17 protein-coding genes and 1 pseudogene are annotated in these 18,999 nt (G+C 72.2%); 8 read left to right on the forward strand and 10 right to left on the reverse strand.

Features of this window, described 5'->3' with window-relative positions; all coding sequences use genetic code 11:
- The 5 genes and pseudogenes from PINTE_RS02925 to PINTE_RS24960 all read right to left on the reverse strand — a co-directional run.
- Positions 1–278, reverse strand: a 278-nt coding sequence (locus PINTE_RS02925; protein WP_373280135.1) for a hypothetical protein, incomplete at its 3' end; no start/stop codon positions are given.
- On the reverse strand, positions 265–975 hold the full coding sequence (locus tag PINTE_RS02930; RefSeq protein ID WP_068425997.1) for a DUF1326 domain-containing protein: 711 nt from the start codon (positions 973–975) through the stop codon (positions 265–267). The genes PINTE_RS02925 and PINTE_RS02930, both read right to left, overlap by 14 nt.
- Positions 976–994: 19 nt before the next feature.
- On the reverse strand, positions 995–2,749 hold the full coding sequence (locus tag PINTE_RS02935) for a PKD domain-containing protein (protein WP_068426000.1): 1,755 nt from the start codon (positions 2,747–2,749) through the stop codon (positions 995–997).
- A 103-nt stretch (positions 2,750–2,852) separates the two neighbouring features.
- Positions 2,853–3,689, reverse strand: coding sequence for a multicopper oxidase family protein (locus PINTE_RS02940; RefSeq protein WP_373280136.1), 837 nt, complete (start codon positions 3,687–3,689; stop codon positions 2,853–2,855).
- 186 nt (positions 3,690–3,875) lie between these two features.
- Positions 3,876–4,489: pseudogene (locus tag PINTE_RS24960) on the reverse strand (multicopper oxidase domain-containing protein); the annotation flags it as partial.
- On the opposite strand from PINTE_RS24960, the gene PINTE_RS02945 reads away from it, so the two are divergent.
- On the forward strand, positions 4,401–4,847 hold the full coding sequence (locus tag PINTE_RS02945) for a MarR family winged helix-turn-helix transcriptional regulator (RefSeq protein ID WP_169798437.1): 447 nt from the start codon (positions 4,401–4,403) through the stop codon (positions 4,845–4,847). The pseudogene PINTE_RS24960 and the gene PINTE_RS02945 overlap by 89 nt on opposite strands.
- Before the next feature lie 214 nt (positions 4,848–5,061).
- Here the strand turns inward: PINTE_RS02945 and PINTE_RS02950 are convergent, their stop codons facing one another.
- The 4 genes from PINTE_RS02950 to PINTE_RS02965 form a co-directional block, all read right to left on the reverse strand.
- Positions 5,062–6,126, reverse strand: coding sequence for a tartrate dehydrogenase (locus PINTE_RS02950; protein ID WP_068426006.1), 1,065 nt, complete (start codon positions 6,124–6,126; stop codon positions 5,062–5,064).
- 58 nt (positions 6,127–6,184) lie between these two features.
- Positions 6,185–6,766, reverse strand: coding sequence for an LOG family protein (locus tag PINTE_RS02955; RefSeq protein WP_068426009.1), 582 nt, complete (start codon positions 6,764–6,766; stop codon positions 6,185–6,187).
- 226 nt (positions 6,767–6,992) lie between these two features.
- A complete protein-coding gene (locus PINTE_RS02960; protein ID WP_068426012.1) occupies positions 6,993–7,244 on the reverse strand; it encodes a hypothetical protein in 252 nt (83 codons plus the stop codon).
- A 64-nt stretch (positions 7,245–7,308) separates the two neighbouring features.
- Positions 7,309–8,322: a LacI family DNA-binding transcriptional regulator gene (locus PINTE_RS02965; protein WP_068426015.1), complete on the reverse strand. Its 1,014-nt coding sequence runs from the start codon at positions 8,320–8,322 to the stop codon at positions 7,309–7,311.
- Between the two features lie 134 nt (positions 8,323–8,456).
- Here PINTE_RS02965 and PINTE_RS02970 point away from each other — a divergent pair, with 134 nt between their 5' ends.
- Together PINTE_RS02970 and PINTE_RS02975 are read left to right on the forward strand one after the other, a co-directional pair.
- Positions 8,457–9,677: a Gfo/Idh/MocA family protein gene (locus tag PINTE_RS02970; protein ID WP_068426017.1), complete on the forward strand. Its 1,221-nt coding sequence runs from the start codon at positions 8,457–8,459 to the stop codon at positions 9,675–9,677.
- Position 9,678: 1 nt separating this feature from the next.
- Positions 9,679–10,689: a Gfo/Idh/MocA family protein gene (locus PINTE_RS02975; RefSeq protein WP_068426020.1), complete on the forward strand. Its 1,011-nt coding sequence runs from the start codon at positions 9,679–9,681 to the stop codon at positions 10,687–10,689.
- A gap of 248 nt (positions 10,690–10,937) precedes the next feature.
- Here the strand turns inward: PINTE_RS02975 and PINTE_RS02980 are convergent, their stop codons facing one another.
- On the reverse strand, positions 10,938–13,310 hold the full coding sequence (locus PINTE_RS02980; RefSeq protein WP_068426023.1) for an ATP-binding cassette domain-containing protein: 2,373 nt from the start codon (positions 13,308–13,310) through the stop codon (positions 10,938–10,940).
- Positions 13,311–13,539: 229 nt separating this feature from the next.
- Here PINTE_RS02980 and PINTE_RS02985 point away from each other — a divergent pair, with 229 nt between their 5' ends.
- The 5 genes from PINTE_RS02985 (at position 13,540) to PINTE_RS03005 (ending at position 18,984) form a co-directional block, all read left to right on the forward strand.
- Positions 13,540–13,866 carry a hypothetical protein gene (locus tag PINTE_RS02985; protein WP_068426026.1) on the forward strand — a complete coding sequence of 109 codons (327 nt, stop codon included), beginning with the start codon at positions 13,540–13,542 and terminating at the stop codon, positions 13,864–13,866.
- A 204-nt stretch (positions 13,867–14,070) separates the two neighbouring features.
- On the forward strand, positions 14,071–14,688 hold the full coding sequence (locus tag PINTE_RS02990; RefSeq protein ID WP_169798438.1) for a Crp/Fnr family transcriptional regulator: 618 nt from the start codon (positions 14,071–14,073) through the stop codon (positions 14,686–14,688).
- A 176-nt stretch (positions 14,689–14,864) separates the two neighbouring features.
- Complete coding sequence (locus PINTE_RS02995) at positions 14,865–17,348, forward strand: glycoside hydrolase family 65 protein (RefSeq protein ID WP_068426031.1); 2,484 nt, start codon at positions 14,865–14,867, stop codon at positions 17,346–17,348.
- Positions 17,349–17,463: 115 nt separating this feature from the next.
- Entirely contained in the window at positions 17,464–18,072 is a 609-nt protein-coding gene (locus PINTE_RS03000; protein WP_068426034.1) for a TetR/AcrR family transcriptional regulator, read from the forward strand.
- A gap of 51 nt (positions 18,073–18,123) precedes the next feature.
- Positions 18,124–18,984: a fumarylacetoacetate hydrolase family protein gene (locus PINTE_RS03005; RefSeq protein ID WP_068426037.1), complete on the forward strand. Its 861-nt coding sequence runs from the start codon at positions 18,124–18,126 to the stop codon at positions 18,982–18,984.
- Positions 18,985–18,999 lie beyond the last annotated feature (15 nt).

Below are 18,999 nucleotides of genomic sequence, written 5' to 3' on the forward strand. Positions count from 1 at the left end.
GGTGCCGGGGCCGGCCGGGCGGGTGCAGTCGCGACCGGCGCGGTCGCGACCGGCGCGGTTCCGCGGTGGTCGTGCCCGGCCGCCGGCGCGACGACGGAGGTCACCCGAGCCGTCTCCACAGACTTGTGTGCATGCTGTCCGGTGGCGGCGAGGCCGAACCAGGCCGCGGCGGCGAGCACGAGCACGGCGACGGTGAGGCTCGCCTGCCCGTCGCGGGTCCGTGCGATCCGCGGGCTCGAGGCGCCCACCGCGGGGGCGACCGCCTCAGGCACGGCCATCGTCCCGTTCGCCGGCCGCCTCGGCATCGCGCTCGTCGGCGTCGGCCTCGTCGGCGCCGGTGGCGTCGTACCGAAAGGGGCCGGTCATGCCGGAGCGACCCTCGACCTCGATCGGGGGGCCGGGCAGAGCGGCGACGTCGAGCGCGAGCTCGCGGGTCACCGCAGCGGTGACCGCCGCGTCGCCGATCCCCAGCTCGTGCGAGAGGGCGGTGTGCGCCAGCGTGAGCGGCTTGGCGCTGGAGTCGAATCGGCGCGGCCGCCCGTCGACGGCGACCACCTGCGTGCCGCCGCTGACGACCCGGATGCCGAAGCCGGCGCCCTCGGCGGCGACGGTGATCGCGGCCGGCCCGGCGAGCACGACGTCGCCGGTGACCTCGGCGAGGTCGGCGAGCGGCCCGCCTCCGCGCCCGGCGAAGGCAGTGACGAGCAGGTCGGCGACGGCGCGGTCGAGCCGCTCGTCGACGAAGATCGCGGATTCGCTGCCGGCGCCGCGGCGGGCGTCGCCGTGCACGGTCGCGGAGACGACGTGCCGGTCACCGACGTCGTGGCCCTCGATGGTGGAGCCGGGGGCGAAGGTCCACGCGAAGAGCCCGGCGCAGAAGTCCTCGCTGGGCTCGTCGTCGACCCAGCACGGGCAGACGAGTGTGCAGTTGCAGGCTTCGACGAAGGTGCCGCTGAGGTGGTAGCTGACATTCATGTCGGCGTCCTTTCGGGCGTCAGTTGCGCAGGTTGACGGGGGCGGAGGCGGATCCGCCGTTCGCACTGGTGGCGGCGACGGCCGAGCTGACGGTCGGCACGAGCGCGGCGTCGCCGGCGGTCAGGGTGCGCCGCACGTCCCAGGCACCGGTGGCATCGACGGGCCCGGAGCCGATCTCGGCGCCGGCGCAGGTGACGACCACCCGGGCGGGCAGCGGCCCGGCGAGGGTGCCGCCGATCCGCCACTGCCGGCGGGAGGTGCGGTACTCGCAACGGGTCACGGTCAACTCATCCGGCACGGGCGCCGGAACGACGGTGACCGAGACCGTATCCGAGGCGGATTCGCCACCCGGGCCGGTCAGGGTAAGCCGGAATTCGAGCGTCCCGGCGGCGGGTGCGTCGAGGTGCGGAGTCGGGGTGGTCGCGCCGTTCAGATGCACCGGCTCCGCGCCGGGCTCCTGGGTCCACGACCAGGCGGCGATGTCCCCGCGCGAGGAGGTGCCGTCGAGGTCGACGCGGCGCCCGGGGGTGGTTGTGAGGTCTGCCCCGGCGTCGGCGAGCAGCGGCAGGACCGGCCCGGGCGGGCCGGTGAGCGACACCGGGGCGACCCCCGACCCTCCGGCGGCGGAGGTGACGAGCAGCGTTGCGGGCACGGCGGACACTCCGTCGAACACGGTGGGGTCGCCGGTCAGGGGGCCGTGCCCGGGCACGCTGAGCTGTGGGCCGCCGTCGGGCCCGGCGTCCGAGGAGCGTGCGGCGACCGTGAGGGTGCCCGCACCGGGCGAGTATTCGGCGCGCTCGACGGTGACGAGGTCGGTCACGGTCGCCTGCGCGCGGGTGGCGGGTGTGTCGCCGGCGTTGACGACGACGACCGTGGTGGGCACGGTGTCGACGGCCGCGCGCGCCACGTAGTCGCGATCGCCGGCGGCGAAGGCGACGCGGGGCGCGCCGAGTTCGAGCCTCTGGCCGGGGGCGCTGCGGGCGTGCACGTCGAGGGTCACGGCTCCGGCGGCGTCGCGGGCGTAGGTGGCGCGGGTGACCTCGACACCGAGCCGGCCGGCCAGGCGGCCCTGCACGGTGAACAGGTCGGTCTGCACGCGGTCGGGGTTGGTCGGATCGGCCGGGTCGGGCGGGCCGCCGGCCTCCCGGACCCGGGGACCGTCGACGCGGAAGACGTTGGTGCCGAACGGACTTCCGGAGATGCGCCGGGCCGTGACACCGTCTCCGAGGTAGCCGGACGGCGGGGCGTCGGCCCAGCGCAGGAACGGGGCGACGAGCCCGGCGTGCAGCACCTCGTCGAGGCGCTCGTCGGCGACGCCACGGTCGTCGGTGAACGCGACCCGCCCCCGCTCGTCGGCCGTCAGGGACTCGGTGACCCCATAGGGATGTGTGACGACGTACGTCGCCCCGGGGGTGACGTCATCCATTCGCACACGAATACGGGCGAACACGATGCGGGCCCCCTCCCGCGGCTCGCCGGTGCCGCCGAAGGCCGCCTCGAGCGCGAGGACGAGGCGGGCCCGGCCGACCGCCCCTGTTCCGCCGACCGGGAGCTCCGCCTCCGCAAAAAGGTAGAAAGCCTCCTCGGGAAAGTTGTCCGGGAAGTGCACGGGCGCGCCGGGCGCCGGCGGCTGTTCACCCGCCGGCGCCAGCGGATCGCCGCCGAGGGCCAGGTCCAGCCGCGTGCCGACCTCGTCCTCGAACCACATCGGAAACCCGTGCTCGGGGTGCCGCGGCCCGGCATACGCCAGGCGGTGGGAGTTCTCCGTTGCCATGACCCCACAGAGGGGCGGGCGGAGTCGGTGATACATGGCCGACCCGAACGTCGTCGCGGTCGCCCTGCTGGGCAGGAGGCGACAGCGCGACCGGGCCGGTCACTCAGTGCCGCCCCGAGTGCGCCGCGTGAGCGCCGCCTCGTGTATCGAGTGTGTGCGACACGCTGGATTCCGCGCCCGGCTCCACGACGACGAACTGGCCCATCATCCCGGCGTCCTCGTGCCGCAGGATGTGGCAGTGGTACATGTACGGGCTGCTCGGGTCGGTGAACTGCGGGAACCGCACGGCCAGCCGCACGCGGGATTTCTCCGGCACGTGCACGGTGTCCTTGCGGCCCGTCTCCCACGCGTGAAGCGGCCGGCCGTCGCGGTCGAGGATCGAGAAGTCGACACCGTGGATGTGGAAGTTGTGGGAGTAGACGTTGTTCTCCAGCTCCCAGATCTCGACGGCGCCGGCGGGCACGACCTCGTCGATGCGGGTCATGTCCATGCCTCGGTCGTTGATCGCGTCGTGCCCCTGGAGCCGGAACGTGCGGGCCCGGGCCTGCGCGGGCGGCGCGAGCGGCCCGGCTCCGCCGAGGTCGGCCGGCACGGCCGGTGAATCCCGCAGCGAGGCGGCTGCGCGCAGCTCCAGCAGCGCGAAGTCGCCCTCGTCGATGGTCTCCGGACCGGAGGCGGTGCCCATGACCACCCGCTCCCCCGGGGCGCACTCGACGACGATCTCGGCGCGCTCGGCGGGCCCGAGCGCCAGGCGCGTCAGGTCGACCGGCGCGGGCAGCAGCCCCTGGTCCGCGGCGACGAGCGCGAAGGGGCGCGCGTCGGCGAAGCACACGTTGTACAGCCGCGCATTCGAGGCGTTGAGCAGCCGCAGCCGCACCCGCCGGGTCGTGACGTCGACGAAGGCGTCGAGCGTGCCGTTGACGAGCATCCGCTCGCCCATCTGCCCGAACGTCGGCACGGCGTCCCAGACGACCTGCCCGTTCGCGTCGATCGTGCGGTCCTGCAAGATGACCGGGATGTCGTCGACCCCGTAGTCGCGCGGCAGCTGCGAGGCGGCTACGTCGCCCGGGTCGTCGACGACGATCAGCCCCGCGACCCCTCGGAACACGTGGGAGGCGGTCTGTCCGTGCGGGTGCGGGTGGTACCAGGCCGTCGAGGCCGCGTTGCCGACCTCCCACCGCGGCTCCCACACCCCGCCGGCGGTGATCGGTTGATGCGGCCCGCCGTCCATGCGCGCCGGCAGGTGCAGGCCGTGCCAGTGCAGGAGGTCGTCTCGGGCAGGCCGTTACGCAACCGCAGCGCCGCCGGCTCGCCCCGCGTCATCCGCAGAGTCGGACCGAGATAGGTGCCGTTGACCCCCCAGGTGGGCGTCGGATGCCCGGCGACGAACTCCGTGCTGCCCGTGCGCAGCGACAGCTCGGCGGGCGCCGCGCCGACCGCCAGCTGCGGCGGGATGCGCAGACGGTGACGCGCCGGGGAGTCGGTCCACCCGCCCGGCCGGGCCGGCTCCTTCGAGGTGCCCGGGGTGCCCGAGGTGCCGCAAGCTCCCGCCGCGGCGAGGGTCGCGCCGACGCCCGTCCATCGCAGAAAGTCTCTCCGTTTCACTTTGTAATCGTTACATCTGGAAATAGTGTGTGGCAAGATGGCTCTCGTGACCGATTCCTCGCTCGGCTTCCTCGTCGCGATGGTCGGCCGCCAAGCGGCGGCGGCCTTCAACGCCACGCTGGCCTCGCACGGCACCCACCCCCGCGACTACGCGGTGCTGCGCGCACTCGGAGACCGGCCCGGCTGCTCGCAACGCGAGGTCGCCGACGCCCTGGGCCTGCCCCCGAGCCGGATCGTCGGGCTCCTCGACGGCCTGCAGGAGGCCGGCGCGATCGAGCGGGAGCCGGACCCGACGGACCGGCGCGCCCACCGGGTCCGGCTCACCGACTCCGGCCGGGGCCGGCTGAACTCGCTGCAGGAACGGGCCGACCGGCTCGAGGCCGCGATCGTCGCCGACCTCGCACCGGCCGAGCGCGACGAGCTGCAGCGGCTGCTCGGGCGCGTCTCCGCGGCCCTGGCCCGAGAGGGCAGCGACGCGACGCGCCTCTGGTAGGAGCCCGCGCTGGGGTCGATCCGCACACTAGTCTGTGCTGTCGTCGGGCGCCGCGTCGACCGTCTCCACTGGCGCCGTCCTGGGCTATGCCGTGCACGCCAGCGGCGGCCGCGCCTCGACGTACCGGGCGAGCTGCGGCAGGCGTGTCACGCATTGGCGCGCAGGTTCAGGGACGTCTGACGGCACAGGCTCCGCCCGACCCAGGGCGTCGGCTTCAGACCGACTCGGCGATGGCCTGCCCCAGCTGGGTCGTCGTGGCCGAACCCCCGAGGTCGGGGGTCGCGTGCTCCCCGGAGGCGAGCACGCTCTCGATGGCCTGCAGGATCGCCGCGCCGGCGTCGGGCTCGCCGAGGTGGTCGAGCATCATCGAGGCGCACCAGATCTGCCCGATGGGGTTGGCGATGCCCTGGCCGGCGATGTCGGGGGCCGAGCCGTGGACCGGCTCGAACAGGCTCGGGTAGGTGCGCTCGGGGTTGATGTTGGCGCTCGGGGCGATGCCGATCGTGCCGGTGCAGGCCGGGCCGAGATCGGAGAGGATGTCGCCGAACAGGTTGCTCGCCACGACGACGTCGAACCAGTCGGGGTGCAGCACGAAGTTCGCCGTGAGGATGTCGATGTGGAACTTGTCGACGCGCACGTCGGGGTAGTCGCTCGACATCGCCGCGACCCGCTCGTCCCAGAACGGCATCGTGATCGAGATGCCGTTGCTCTTCGTCGCCGACGTCAGATGCTTGGTCGGGCGGGAGCGGGCTAGCTCGAAGCCGTAGCGCAGGAGCCGGTCGACGCCGACGCGGGTCATCACCGTCTCCTGGATGACGGTCTCGCGATGCGTTCCTTCGAAGAGCCGGCCGCCGGCGTTGGAGTACTCGCCCTCGGTGTTCTCGCGCACGACGAAGAAGTCGACGTCGCCGGGCTCGCGACCGGCCAGCGGACTGCGCACCCCCGGCATGAGCTTGACCGGGCGCAGGTTGACGTACTGGTCGAAGTGGCGCCGGAACTGCAGCAACGAACCCCACAGCGAGACGTGGTCGGGCACGACGTCGGGCCAGCCGATGGCGCCGAAGAAGATCGCGTCGAAGCCCTTGAGCACCTCGAACCAGTCGTCGGGCAGCATCGTGCCGTGCTCGACGTAGTAGTTCGCGCTGGCGAACTCGAAGTCGACGAGTTCCAGGTCGAACCCGAACCGGCCGGCGGCGGCCCGCAGCACCCGCACGCCCTCGGGCACCACCTCCGTGCCGATGCCGTCGCCGGGGATGACCGCGATCCGATACGTCGTCATGGGTGCTCCCTGTCGTGAGCTCGTCGAGGGCTGTCGTCGAGGGGTCGTGCTCGCCAGGCTATGTGCCGGGGCGCAGTTCGCGCTCGCTCGGCAGCTTGGCGTCCAGCCCGGCGAGCGCCTCGTCGAGACTCGGCGCGACGACGAGATCCTCGATCGCCGTCTGCCGCAGGAACCCCGCGTCGCCGATGCCCCGGATCGCGCCGAGCAGCGGAGCCCAGAAGCCGCCGGCGTCGAGAAACCCGACCGGCTTGTCGTGGTAGCCGATGACGCGCCACGTCCACACCTCGAAGATCTCCTCGAGCGTGCCGAGCCCGCCGGGCAGGGCGAGAAACGCGTCGGCGTGCTGGGCCATGAGCGCCTTGCGCTCGTGCATGCCGCCGACGACGTGCAGTTCGGTGAGGTCGTCGCGGCCCCACTCGCGGGTCAGCATGTCACGCGGGATGACCCCGATCACCTCGCCGCCCGCGTCGAGCGCGCCCTGGGCGAGGTCGCCCATGAGGCCGAATCCGCCTCCGCCGTAGACGAGTCCGATGCCCCGCTCGGCCAACTCCCGGCCCGTGTCGTAGGCGAGCCGAGCCCACGCCGGATCGGCGCCCGGGCTGGAGGCGAGGAAGACCGCGACGCGGCGCAGACGAGGCATCGCCCGATCGTGTCACGGGCGCTGTCAGGGCCCTCGCGAGGGAGACCAGGTCGCCGGGAGCGCTGGGGAGGCCATCGGCATCTGCGAGGTATTCGCCATATCGACACTCTCGGCAGCGGCACCTTTCCAGCGTCAACGCTGTGACCACCAGTTTTTCCATGTGGCCAGCCGTGACGGCCCCATCGCGATCGTCGTTTTGGTTCTTCCTCGCGGCCGCACGGCCCGATCAGCGGATTCCGCGCAGCCGAAACCCGGCCAGCAGGGCGCAGATGCTGATGAGTGACAGCACCAGCAAGTAGTAGGCGGGTGCGATGTCGGAACCCGTGAGGGTCACCAAGGCGGTTGCGATCGTCGGAGTGAAGCCCCCGAAGACGCTCACGGTCGCGTTGTAGCTGAACGAGAGGCCGGTGGCCCGGGCCTCGACGGGGAATGCGTCGGACATCACCGACGGGAGCGCACCGAAGTACAGCGCCGTCATCGAGACGCGTCATGACGAGCGAGCCAGAGGTCGGCGAACTCGTAAACCCGAAGGCCTCGACCCATCAGCTCGGCGGCGGGCCGGAGGAGGTGCGGATGTGCAGACGTGCTTCGACGAGGTGGAGTCGGTGCGCCAACCGTGGGTTGTCGAGACGGTCGATGAGGTAGCGCCCGGCCTGAACGCCGACGGCGAGGCTGCCGTTGTCGACGGAGGTGAGTGAGATGCGACGGAGCCGGGCCAGCGAGGTGTCGTCGTAGCCCACGACGCTGACGTCGCCGGGCACGTCTAGGCCCAGCTCGTCGGCGGCCGAGAGGGTGGCGACCGCGCTCAGGTCGTTGAACGCGAACACGGCGGTCGGCCGGTCCCGCCGAGCGAGCAGCTGGCGCGCGACGGGATAAGCGATGTCTTCGTTCGCGCCGCCGGGCAGCACGAGGCCCTCCAGGCCCGCCTCCCGCATCGTCTGGTCGAACCCGCCGGCGCGCAGTTCGCCCACGAGACCGGGACCACTCAGGTGGGCGATGCGCCGGTGCCCCAGGTCGAGCAGGTGCCGGGTCGCCAGGCACCCGCCCACGAGATCGTCGTCGACGACGATGTCGCCGTACTCCAACTCCGGCTCCCGCGTGCCCGCCACCACGACCGGCACGAGCTGCGCGGCCTCACGGACCGCCTCCTCCTCCACCGTCTGGCCGACGACGACGAGTCCGTCGATCCCCTGGTCGACGAGGGTCTCCACCGATCGCCGCCCGACGCGCACGTCGGTGCCGCTGTCGGCGAGCACGGTGCCCAGACCGGCCCCGTGCAGGGAGGCGGTCAGCCCAGCGAGCAGGTCGACGAACCACGGGTTGGCCAGGTCGTTGATGAGCACGCCGACGACGTCGCTGCGGTGCGTGGACAGACTCCGGGCGCTGCGGTTGGGCCGGTACCCGAGTTCGGCCATCGCCCGTTGCACCAGCTCCCGGCGTTCCGGGCTCACGTGCGGCGCGTCGCGCAGGACGAGGGAGACGAGGGACTTCGACACGCCCGCGCGTTGGGCGACGTCACGGATCGTGGGGCCGCGGTCACCATGCGTTCCGGCCATCTCCACCTCCTTCGCGGGCAGGGGTAGTCAAACAGGTCACCCTCGTCGGCTTGCCGAGACACCCGACGGTCCGCTAGTTTGGACCGGTCCATACTTGTCCAACATATGGGTGTGGGGGTCGAAGGAGACGAGAGATGAGTCGGACGGGAGACCGACGGTTGGTCGCGGGCATGGTCGGCGGCGGGGCGGGTGCCGACATCGGCAAGACGCACCGTTTCGCGATGCGCCTGGACGACCGGTTCGTCCTGGCCGCAGGGGTGTTCGGCCGCGACGCCCACTCCTCTCGGGCGACCGGCGCAGCCTTGGGCGTCGACCCGGATCGGGTCTACGACGACCACGCGCAGATGGCCGCCGCGGAGTCGGCGCGGGAGGACGGCTGCGATGTCGTCGTCATCGCCACCCCGAACGACAGCCACTTCGAGATCGCGAAGACCTTCCTGGAGGCGGGCATCTCGATCGTGTGCGAGAAGCCGGTCACGTCCACGGTCGCCGAGGCGGCCGAACTCGCTCGCCTGGCCGACGAGAAGAACCTCGTCTACGCGGTGCCGCACGTGTATTCGGCGTACGCGATGGTGCGGCACGCGGCCTGGCTCGTGCGCTCCGGGGCACTCGGCGCGATCCGTCTCGTCGTCGCCGAGCACGCCTCCGGCTGGAACGCCGCGCCCCTCGAGCGCATCGGCCACAAGCAGGCCGGCTGGCGCACCGACCCCGAGATCGCGGGCCGCGCCAGCGTCGTCGGCGACCTCGGCACCCACGCCTACCACCTCACGCGCTACGTGACCGGCCTCGACGGCGAGCACGTCAGCGCCCGCATGGACACCCTCGTGCCGGGGCGTCGCGTGTTCGACAACGCGAACATCACCGCGCGCCTCACCGGCGACGTGCCCGCGACGATCTGGGCCTCGATGGCCGCGACCGGTCACGTGCACGGGCTGCGCATCCGCGTCTTCAGCGAGAACGCGAGCCTGGAGTGGGCGCACGAGGACCCGCATCGCCTCATCGTGCGTGGCCTCGACGGCGAGGCCCGCACCCTCACCGAGGGCATGGCCACGCTGTCGGCCGACGCGACCCGCCTGACCCGCGTCGGACTCGGGCACGCCGAGGGCTTCATCGAGGCCTTCGGCAACTTCTATCGTGATGTCGCCGACGTGGTGATTGCCCGCCGCGACGGCGCTGCGGCACCCGAGGCGACACAGGCGCCCCAGGCGCGATTCCCCGATGGCGACGACGGCCTGCGCGGCGTCGAGTTCGTCGAGGCCGTCACGCAGTCGCACGACGGCGGTGGCCGGTGGGTCGAGTTGCCCACCCGGCCCCGCCCCCGCTCCAGCGACACCAGCGACACCGAGGAGGCCTGACATGGCAGACCCGATCCGCATGGCCCTCATCGGAGCCGGTTTCATCGGCGGGGTGCACGCCGCCGCCCTGGCCGCCGACCCCGAGGTCGACTTCGCGGTCGTCTACGACATCGACGACTCCCGGGCGAGCCAGCTCGGCGAGCGGCACGGCGCGCTGGGCACGACCGAGGTGGAGGTCGCCTTCGACCCCGAGCGGGTCGACGCGGTGCTCATCGCCTCCTCGACCGACACGCACGCCGCCCACCTGCGCCGTGCCGCGGACGCCGGCCTCGCGGTGCTGCTGGAGAAGCCGATCGACCTCGACCTGAGCCGCGCCATCGACGCCGCGCGGCACGCGCAGGCCGCGGGCGTCACGGCGATGGTCGACTTCAACCGCCGCTTCGACGTCGCCTACGCCGAGCTGACGGCAGCGGTGGCGGCCGGCGGGGTCGGCGACGTCGAACTCGTCCAGCTGACGAGCCGCGGTCCGTCGATGCCGCCGCTGGAGTACATCGCGGTCTCCGGCGGACAGATGCGGGACCAGGCCGTGCACTTCTTCGACCTGGCCCGCTGGATCACCCGTCAAGACCCGGTGGCCGTGCACGCGATGGGCTCTGCCCTGGCCGACCCGCGGATCACCGCGCACGGCGACGTCGACACCTCCATCACCTCGCTGCGGCTGCCCTCCGGCGCCCTCGTGCAGATCGACTGCGCCCGGCGCACCGGGTACGGCTACGACGAGAAGATCGAGGTGCACGGCTCGACCGGCATGATCGAGGCCCGCCGCCAGCGGGTCGGCGCCGTCGCCCGCTACGGACCCGGCGCCGTCACCGAACCGGGCCTGTACCCCGGCTGGTTCGAGCGCGTCCAGCCGACCTACGCCGCCGCGATCGGGCACTTCGTGCGCTCGCTGCAGGCCGGCGTCCCCATCCAACCGTCGCTGGCCGACGGCCTGGCCGCCCAGGCCATCGCCGAGGCCGCCACCGCCTCCCTGGCCAGCGGGCGCACCGAGCTGATCGACTACCCCGCGTAGCGCACGGGCACGGACGCCTCGGACGCCTCCGGACGCCTCCGGACGCCTCCGGGGGCCTCCGGGGGCCTCCGGGGCACGGATTGCCCTCCTCTTCGGCTCCGGTCAGGATCGGCCGCCACCGTTCGGACTATCACCGCGCCCCGATTTCTCGGCGCCGATTCGAGTCACCGCAGGTCAGCGGCTTGTACCGACACAACGGCTTTCCGCGGTGATAGTCCGAGCGGTGGCCGGGCAACGAGCCGCGGGGGTCACCCGCCGACGTACGCGGCCAGGTGCTCACCGGTCAGGGTCGATCGAGCCTCGACGAGCTCGGCGGGGGTGCCCTCGAAAACGACTCGGCCCCCGTCGTGCCCGGCGCCGGGGCCGAGGTCGATGATCCAGTCGGCGTGGGCCATGACCGCCTGGTGGTGCTCGATGACGATCACCGAGGTGCCGGCGTCGACGAGCCGGTCGAGCAGCGCGAGGAGGTTCTCCACGTCGGCCAGGTGCAGGCCGGTCGTCGGCTCGTCGAGCACGTAGATCGAGCCCTTCTCGCCCATCTGCGACGCGAGCTTGAGCCGCTGCCGTTCGCCGCCGGACAGCGTCGTCAGCGGCTGCCCGATCGTCAGATAGCCCAGCCCGACGTCGGCGAGCCGGACCAGGATCTTGTGCGCGGCCGGCACCCTCGCCTCGCCGGCGCCGAAGAACTCCACCGCCTCCGCCACCGACATCGCCATCACCTGCGCGATGTCGCGCCCACCGAGGTGGTACTCGAGCACCTGCGCCTGAAAGCCCTTCGCCTCGCAGACCTCGCACGGCGAGGAGACCGTGTCCATGAACCCCAGCTCGGTGTACACGACCCCGGCGCCCTTGCAGTTCGGGCAGGCGCCCTCGGAGTTCGCGGAGAACAGCGCGGGCTTGACGCCGTTGGCCTTGGCGAACGCCTTGCGCACCGGCTCCAGCAGGCCCGTGTACGTCGCCGGGTTGGAGCGGCGCGAGCCCCTGATCGCGCCCTGGTCGATGACGACGACGTCGTCGCGGCTGCCGAGCGAGCCGTGGATGAGGGAGGACTTGCCAGAGCCCGCCACCCCGGTCACCGCGCACAGCACCCCCAGCGGCACGTCGACGTCGACGTCGCGCAGGTTGTGGGTGGCCGCCCCGCGGATCTGCGCGGCGCCGGTCGCCGAGCGCACCGTCTCCTTGAGGCGGGCGCGGTCGTCGAGGTGCCGGCCGGTGCTCGTGTCGCTGGCGCGCAGTCCGTCGACGGTGCCCTCGAAGCAGATCGTGCCGCCGCCGGCACCGGCTCCGGGGCCGAGGTCGACGACGTGGTCGGCGATCGCGATCATCTCCGGCTTGTGCTCGACGACCAACACAGTGTTGCCCTTGTCGCGCAGCGCGACGAGCAGCTCGTTCATGCGGTCGATGTCGTGCGGGTGCAGCCCGACCGACGGCTCGTCGAAGACGTAGGTGACGTCGGTGAGCGACGACCCGAGGTGGCGGATCATCTTCGTGCGCTGGGCCTCGCCGCCCGAGAGCGTGCCCGCGGGCCGCTCCAGGGACAGGTACCCGAGTCCGATGTCGACGAATGAATCAAGTAGATGCAACAAACCGGCGAGCAGCGGTGCGGCCTCCGGGTGGTCGAGCCCGCGGATCCACGCGGCGAGGTCGGTGATCTGCATCGCGCAGCAGTCGGCGATGTTCAGCCCGTCGATCCTCGACTCCAGCGCGTGCGGGGCTAGGCGGGTGCCGCCGCACGCGGGGCACGGCTTGAAGACGACGGCGCGGTCGACGAACGCCCGCACGTGCGGCTGCATCGCCTCGCGGTCCTTGCTGAGCATCGACTTCTGGATGCGACCGATGAGTCCCTCGTACGTGAGGTTGATGCCCTCGACCTTGATCTTCGTCGGCTCCTTGTAGAGCAGGTCGTCGCGCTCGGCCTTCGTGAACTTGCCGACGGGCTTGTCCATGTCGAAGCCGTAGCCGGAGAAGATGCGCCCGTACCAGCCGTCCATCGAGTAGCCCGGCACGAGGATCGCGCCCTGCGACAGTGACTTGGCGTCGTCGACGATCGCCGTGAGGTCGAAGTCGGAGACGCGTCCGGTGCCCTCGCACTCGGGGCACATGCCGCCGATGAGCGTGAAGGTCCGCTTCTCCTTCGTGCCCTTCCTCGCGCCGGTCTGGATCGTCACCGCCCCCGCCCCGGAGACCGAGGGCACGTTGAACGAGTACGCCTGCGCCGAGCCGACGTGCGGGTCACCCAGCCGCGAGAACAGCAGTCGCAGCATGGCGTTCGCGTCGGTGGCGGTTCCGACGGTGGAGCGCAGGTTGGCACCCATGCGCTCCTGGTCGACGCGGATCGCGGTCGTCAGCCCCTCCAGGTGGTCGACGTCGGGGCGGGCCAGCGAGGGCATGAAGCCCTGAACGAACGCGGGGTAGGTCTCGTTGATCATCCGCTGCGATTCGGCGGCGATCGTGCCGAACACCAGCGAGCTCTTCCCGGAGCCGGAGACCCCGGTGAACACCGTCAGCCGCCGCTTGGGGATGTCGAGGCTGACGTCGCGCAGGTTGTTCTCGCGCGCGCCGCGCACGCGGATGAGGTCGTGGCTGTCGGCCGTGTGGGTGGCGTCGTCCCGCTGCGCCATCGTGTGCTCCCCCTCGTCGAGGCGGGGGCCACCTGCTGGTCCCCCACCGGCTCGCGTGGCCCGATCAGGGTAACCGGCGCCACGGCGCCCGCCCCGGTCTACGCCGCCGGAGCCGGGCGCTCACCGGCCGCGACCCGGCTCCACAACTTGACCTAGGCCAACGCGCGCGTGCCGGTCATGGGTGAAGCTGGAGACACCGGCCGTTGCCGCCCGCGAAGGAGGAGTAGCCATGACCGCCCGCCTGAGAATCCACCGCGGCTACGCCCCCGCAGACGCGGTCGTCATGCTCGAGACCGGCGAGCTCGGCCCCCTGTCCGGGGACGTGTCGGAGTTCGACGTCCCCGCGGGCACGCACATTCTGTCGTTGAAGATCGGCTACCTCAGCGGCATCCCCACGCGCATCACCGTCCCGCCGCGCACTGTTCTCGAGATGAGCGTCATCGACAATCCGGACGCCGTACTGCCAATGGTGCAAGGCGGATTCGTCAAGTTCGCGCCGACCGACGACCCGGCGAGCCCGACCCTGCAACTCGTCCCGCTCGAACAGTCCGCCTGAGGCCCGGGCAGGCCCGGACACCCCCGCGGCGGGTACCTGACCTTTACGCGGACGCCCCGACGGGCCACCATGACGGAGACGGTTTTGTCCGTATTGCCGTGACACGCCATGACGAGGTGGCCCGTGGAACCGACCGCGCCCGGGCGTCGGTGGGTCGACGCCGTTCCACTCTTCGCCGCCCTGAGCCCCGCCGAGCGTGACCGGGTGGCCGAGTTGACTCGGCTGGTCACCGCGGAACCCGGCGAGTGCGTGCAGGCGGCGGGTTCGCCCGAGCACCGGCTGGTCATCGTCGTGTCGGGCCACCTGCGGGTCGTGCACATCGAACCGACCGGGCGAGAGCGCCTCGTGCGGATCATCGCAGCCGGCGAGTACGTCGGCGACACCGCGTTCGTGCTCCGCAGGCCGCCGGTGCACTTCGCCTTCGCCGAGCGCCGAGCACGCCTGGGGCTGCTGGATCATCACGATCTGGCGGCGCTGACGGACGAGCATCCGCTGCTCCTTCGGCACATGCTGCAGGTCGCCACCGAACGGCTGCTCGCGGCCGAACGGCTCCTGGCCGCCTCCCGCACGAGCGACGTGACGGCCCGCCTGGCGGCCTACCTGCTGCGACTGCCCCGGCGCGAGGGCGCGGACGGGGACCGCTGGGTGACGTTGCCCGTGCAGCAGAAAGATCTGGCGTCGTTCCTCGGAGCCCGGCCGGAGACGCTGTCGAAGCGCATGCGCGCGCTCGTGCGAGACGACGTCCTCGCCAGACGGGGACGACGCGACATCGCCCTGCGGGACCTCGCGCTGCTGGAGGAACACGCCGCGGCCATCGACTGACCGGACCAGCCGCGCGAGGAGGGCCGGGTTTGCGTCTGCGTGTGGGTCCCCGCGTGCCGGCGGGCCGCGCCGGCCCGCGCCGGCCCGCGTCGGCCCGCGTCGCCGCGTACGCGCCGACGGGCTAGCATCCCGGGTCGGGGGCGGTACCGTCTCGGAGCCGACGAAATGAGACACCTATGACCCTGTCGCTGGACGACCCGTGGCTCGTGCGCGAGCAGGGGGTCGACGCCTCGTGCCTGGGCTCCACCGAATCGGTCTTCGCGCTGGCCAACGGCTACGTCGGCATGCGCGGGACCCTCGACGAGGGCGATCCGCGGCATGCCCCCGGCACGTTCATGTCCGGCGTCTACGAGACCCACCCGCTGGCCTACCCGGAGGGCGGCTACGGCCACCCGGAGGAGGGCGAGGCGATGGTCGGGGTGGCCGACGGGTCGGCGATCCGGCTCCTCGTCGACGGGGTGCCGCTGGATGTGCGGTCTCCGGCGTTGCAACACCACGAACGGGTGCTCGACCTGCGCGCCGGCACGCTCGAGCGCGAGGTGCTCTGGCGCGCGGCCAGCGGCGCGCTCGTGCGGGTGCGTTCGAACCGGCTCGTCAGCCTCACGCAGTGCTCGGTCTGCGCGATCCGCTACGAGGTGGCGGTGCTCGAGGGCAGCGCGCGGGTGCTCGCGCGCTCCGGGCTCGTCGTCAACGAGAGCCCGCCCGAGATCGAGAACGACGACCCGCGCGTCGGCGCGACCCTCGATGCGCCGTTCGAGGCGCTGGCGCCGGGCCGCGAGCGCGCGGTCGGCGGGTTGCTCGTGCACCAGACGCGCCGGTCGAAGGTTCGGGTCGCCGCGGCCGTCGAGCACGTCGTCGGCACCGACTCCGACGTCGCTGCGGCCGAGATCGAGGAGGGTCTCGCCCGCGCCGACGCCGGCCTGACCGACACCGACGCGGCGGTCGATCGCGACACCGGCGTCCGGGCCGGAGACGGGCCGCCCCCGGTCACGCAGGAGGCCGACCCGCCCCCGGACGCGAGCGTGCGCACCGAGGTGGAGCCCGACCGCATCGTCACCTCGGCGGTCGTCGACCTGCGCGCCGGGCAGCGGCTCGTCCTCGTCAAGCACCTCGGCCACGCCGCTTCCGACGAGAGCAGCGCCGACACGCTCACCGAACTGGCGCTCGCCGCGCTCACCGACTCCGTTGCCCTCGGCTGGGACGAATTGGCCCGCCGCCAGCGGGCTTTCCTCGACGACTTCTGGCGCGAGTGCGACGTCGAGCTCGACGGCGACCCCGAGCTGCAGGTGGCCGTGCGCTACTGCCTGTTCCAGCTGTTGTCGTCGGCGGTGTGCATCGACGACGCGCCGCTGGGCGCCAAGGGTCTGACCGGCTCCGGGTACAGCGGCCACACGTTCTGGGACATCGAGGGGTTCGTCCTGCCCGCGCTCACGCTGCTGCGCCCGGAGGCGGCGGCGCGCCTGCTCGGGTGGCGCTCGGGGCGGCTCGACCTGGCCCGGGAGCGCGCCGACGTGCTCGACCTGCAGGGTGCGTCGTTTCCGTGGCGCACGATCAGCGGCCGGGAGGTGTCGGCGTACTGGCCGGCGAGCACCGCCGCGATGCACGTCAACGCCGACATCGCCCGCGCCTTCGACCACTGGAGCAACGCCACCGGCCGGCCCGTCGAGGAGGTCGGCGGTCTCGGGGTGCTCGTCGAGACCGCCCGGCTGTGGATCTCGATGGGCAACACCGACACCGACGGTCGCTGGCACCTGTTCGGCATGACCGACCCCGACGAGTACACCGGGGTCGTCGACGACAACGTGTTCACCAACCTCATGGCGCAGCGCAACCTGCGGGTTTCGGCGCAGCTGTGCGAGGCCGACGCGCAGCAGGCCGCGCGTCTCGGGGTCGACGCGGACGAGATCGCCCGCTGGCACGAGACCGCCGACGCCGTCTACGTGCCGTGGGACGAGGCGCGCGGCGTGCACCCCGCCAACGAGGGGTTCACGTCCTACCGCGAGTGGCGGTTCTCCCAGAAGACGGATCGCTATCCGGTGCAAGAGCATTCGCACTACGCGAAGATCTACCGGCGGCAGGTGCTCAAGCAGGCCGATCTCGTGCAGGCGATCTGGTGGTGCCGCGACGCGTTCACGCCCGAGCAGGTGGCGGCCGACCTGGAGTACTACGAGGCCCGGACCGTGCGCGACTCCTCGTTGTCGGCGGCCGTGCAGGCCGTCGTGTGCGCGCAGGCCGACCACGTCGACCTCGCCTACGCCTACGCCCGGGAGGCGGCGCTCGTCGACCTTCGCGACGTCAACGGCGACGGCGCCAAAGGGCTGCACCTGGCCTCGATCGCCGGGTCGTGGTTCGCGATCGTCGCCGGGCTCGGCGGTCTGCGCGAGGACCACGAGGTGCTCGAGCTCGCCCCGCACCTGCCGTCGGCGCTGACGCGCACCGCCTACCGCGTGCACTGGCGCGGCCGACTCCTGTTCGTCGAGACGACCGCGCAGGGCACGACCGTGAGCCTGCCGCGAGCCGGGGACGAGCCGGTCGACGTCGTCGTCGACGACCGCACCCTGCGGGTCACGCCGCAGGAGCCCGCGCGGGCGCCCCTGAAGCAACCGGCTCCGCTGCGAGCGACCCCCACGCAGCCGGCCGGACGCGAGCCGCGCGCCTGATCAGGACCGGACGTCTGCGTGGGCACGACGGCTCGACTTATGATTCGCGTTGGATCATATTTTCGACACAACGTGGATCACCGCACGTGACGACGGCAGCCGGAGCAGCCCACCAGTGAGCAACATCGCCACCATCCATCCGCGCGATCCGCACGCGCCCCGACTCGACGAGCGGGTGCGCCGCACGCGCCGCCGCCTCACCGAGGCCCTCATCGAACTCAGCGCCGACCGCCCGCTGGAGGCGATCACGGTGCGGGAGCTGACCGGTCGCGCCGGCGTCGGCTACGCGACGTTCTTCCGGCACTACGGCAGCATCGAGGCGCTGCTGCGGGGCAGCGTCGACGACATGCACCGGGACATGATGGCGCTGCTGCCGCCGCTGACCGGAGACGCACCCGCGCGGGCCGGCGCGATCGTGTTCGAGCACGCGGCGCAGCACCCGGGGATGTACCGGCTCCTGCTCAAGGCCGACCGGTCCCTCGGCCTGACCACCAAGATCATGGAGGTCAGCGCCACGAGCCTGCTGGAAATCTTCGAGTCGCGGCCGGATGCGCGGATTCCCGCCAATGTGGCCGCCGACCACTTCATCGCCTCGTTCCTGCACCTGATCGAGTGGTGGCTCGACCACGACCGGCCCTACCCACCGGAGCGCATGGGGCAGATCTACCAAGAGCTCATCCTCGGTCCCGTCGAGGCGACAGCCCTGCGGCGCCGGCCGACCTGAACCTAGGGTGGTGGCGACCCCGACAGGTTCGCCCCGACACAGGAGTCCGCCATGCGTATCGCCAACCTCACCGACCGTGCCGTGCTCCTCCCCGGCTCCGGCGAGCTGACCGGCTCCGACACAGTGCCTGCCGTCGACATCGCTTCGGCCAGCGACGGGCGGTTCGGCCCGGATGTCGCGTCGGTGTACGACGCCTGGGACGACTTCGTGGCGTGGGCGCGGCAGGCGTCGCTGCCGCAGGGCTCCTCGGTGCCGGTGTCGGAGCTGGGGCCCCCGGTGCCCAGCCCGCGGCAGATCTTCGCGATCGGGCTGAACTACCGCGACCACGCGATCGAGGCCGACCTCGAGATCCCCACAGAACTGGTCGTGTTCACGAAGTTCGCCTCGTGCCTCATCGGCCCGGTCGCCGACGTCGAGCTGGTCTCCGATCGGGTCGACTGGGAGGTGGAGCTGGTCGTCGTCATCGGCCGTGAAGGCCTGAAGATCGACGAGGCGAACGCGTGGGATCACGTGGCCGGGCTCACCGTCGGCCAGGACCTCTCCGAGCGGCGAGTGCAGTTCGCCGTCAAGCCACCGCAGTTCTCGCTCGGCAAGTCCTACCCCGGGTTCGGCCCGCTCGGGCCGGCGGTCGTCACGCCCGACGAGTTCGCCGACCGCGACGCCCTCGCCATCGGCTGCTCCCTCGACGGCGAGACCATGCAGGACGGCACGACCGCCGACTTCGTCTTCCCCGTCGCCGCGCTCGTCTCCCGCCTGTCGCAGGTGGTGCGTCTGCTGCCCGGCGACCTCATCTTCACCGGTACCCCCGCCGGAGTCGGTTCGGTCCGCAAGCCCCGCCGCTACCTCGCCGCCGGCGAGACCATCGTCAGCCGCATCGAGGGCATCGGCGAACTCACCACCCGCATGATCTAACCCGAGTCGCCCGGC

Source organism: Piscicoccus intestinalis NBRC 104926, assembly GCF_001515525.1.
Taxonomy (GTDB): domain Bacteria; phylum Actinomycetota; class Actinomycetes; order Actinomycetales; family Dermatophilaceae; genus Kineosphaera; species Kineosphaera intestinalis.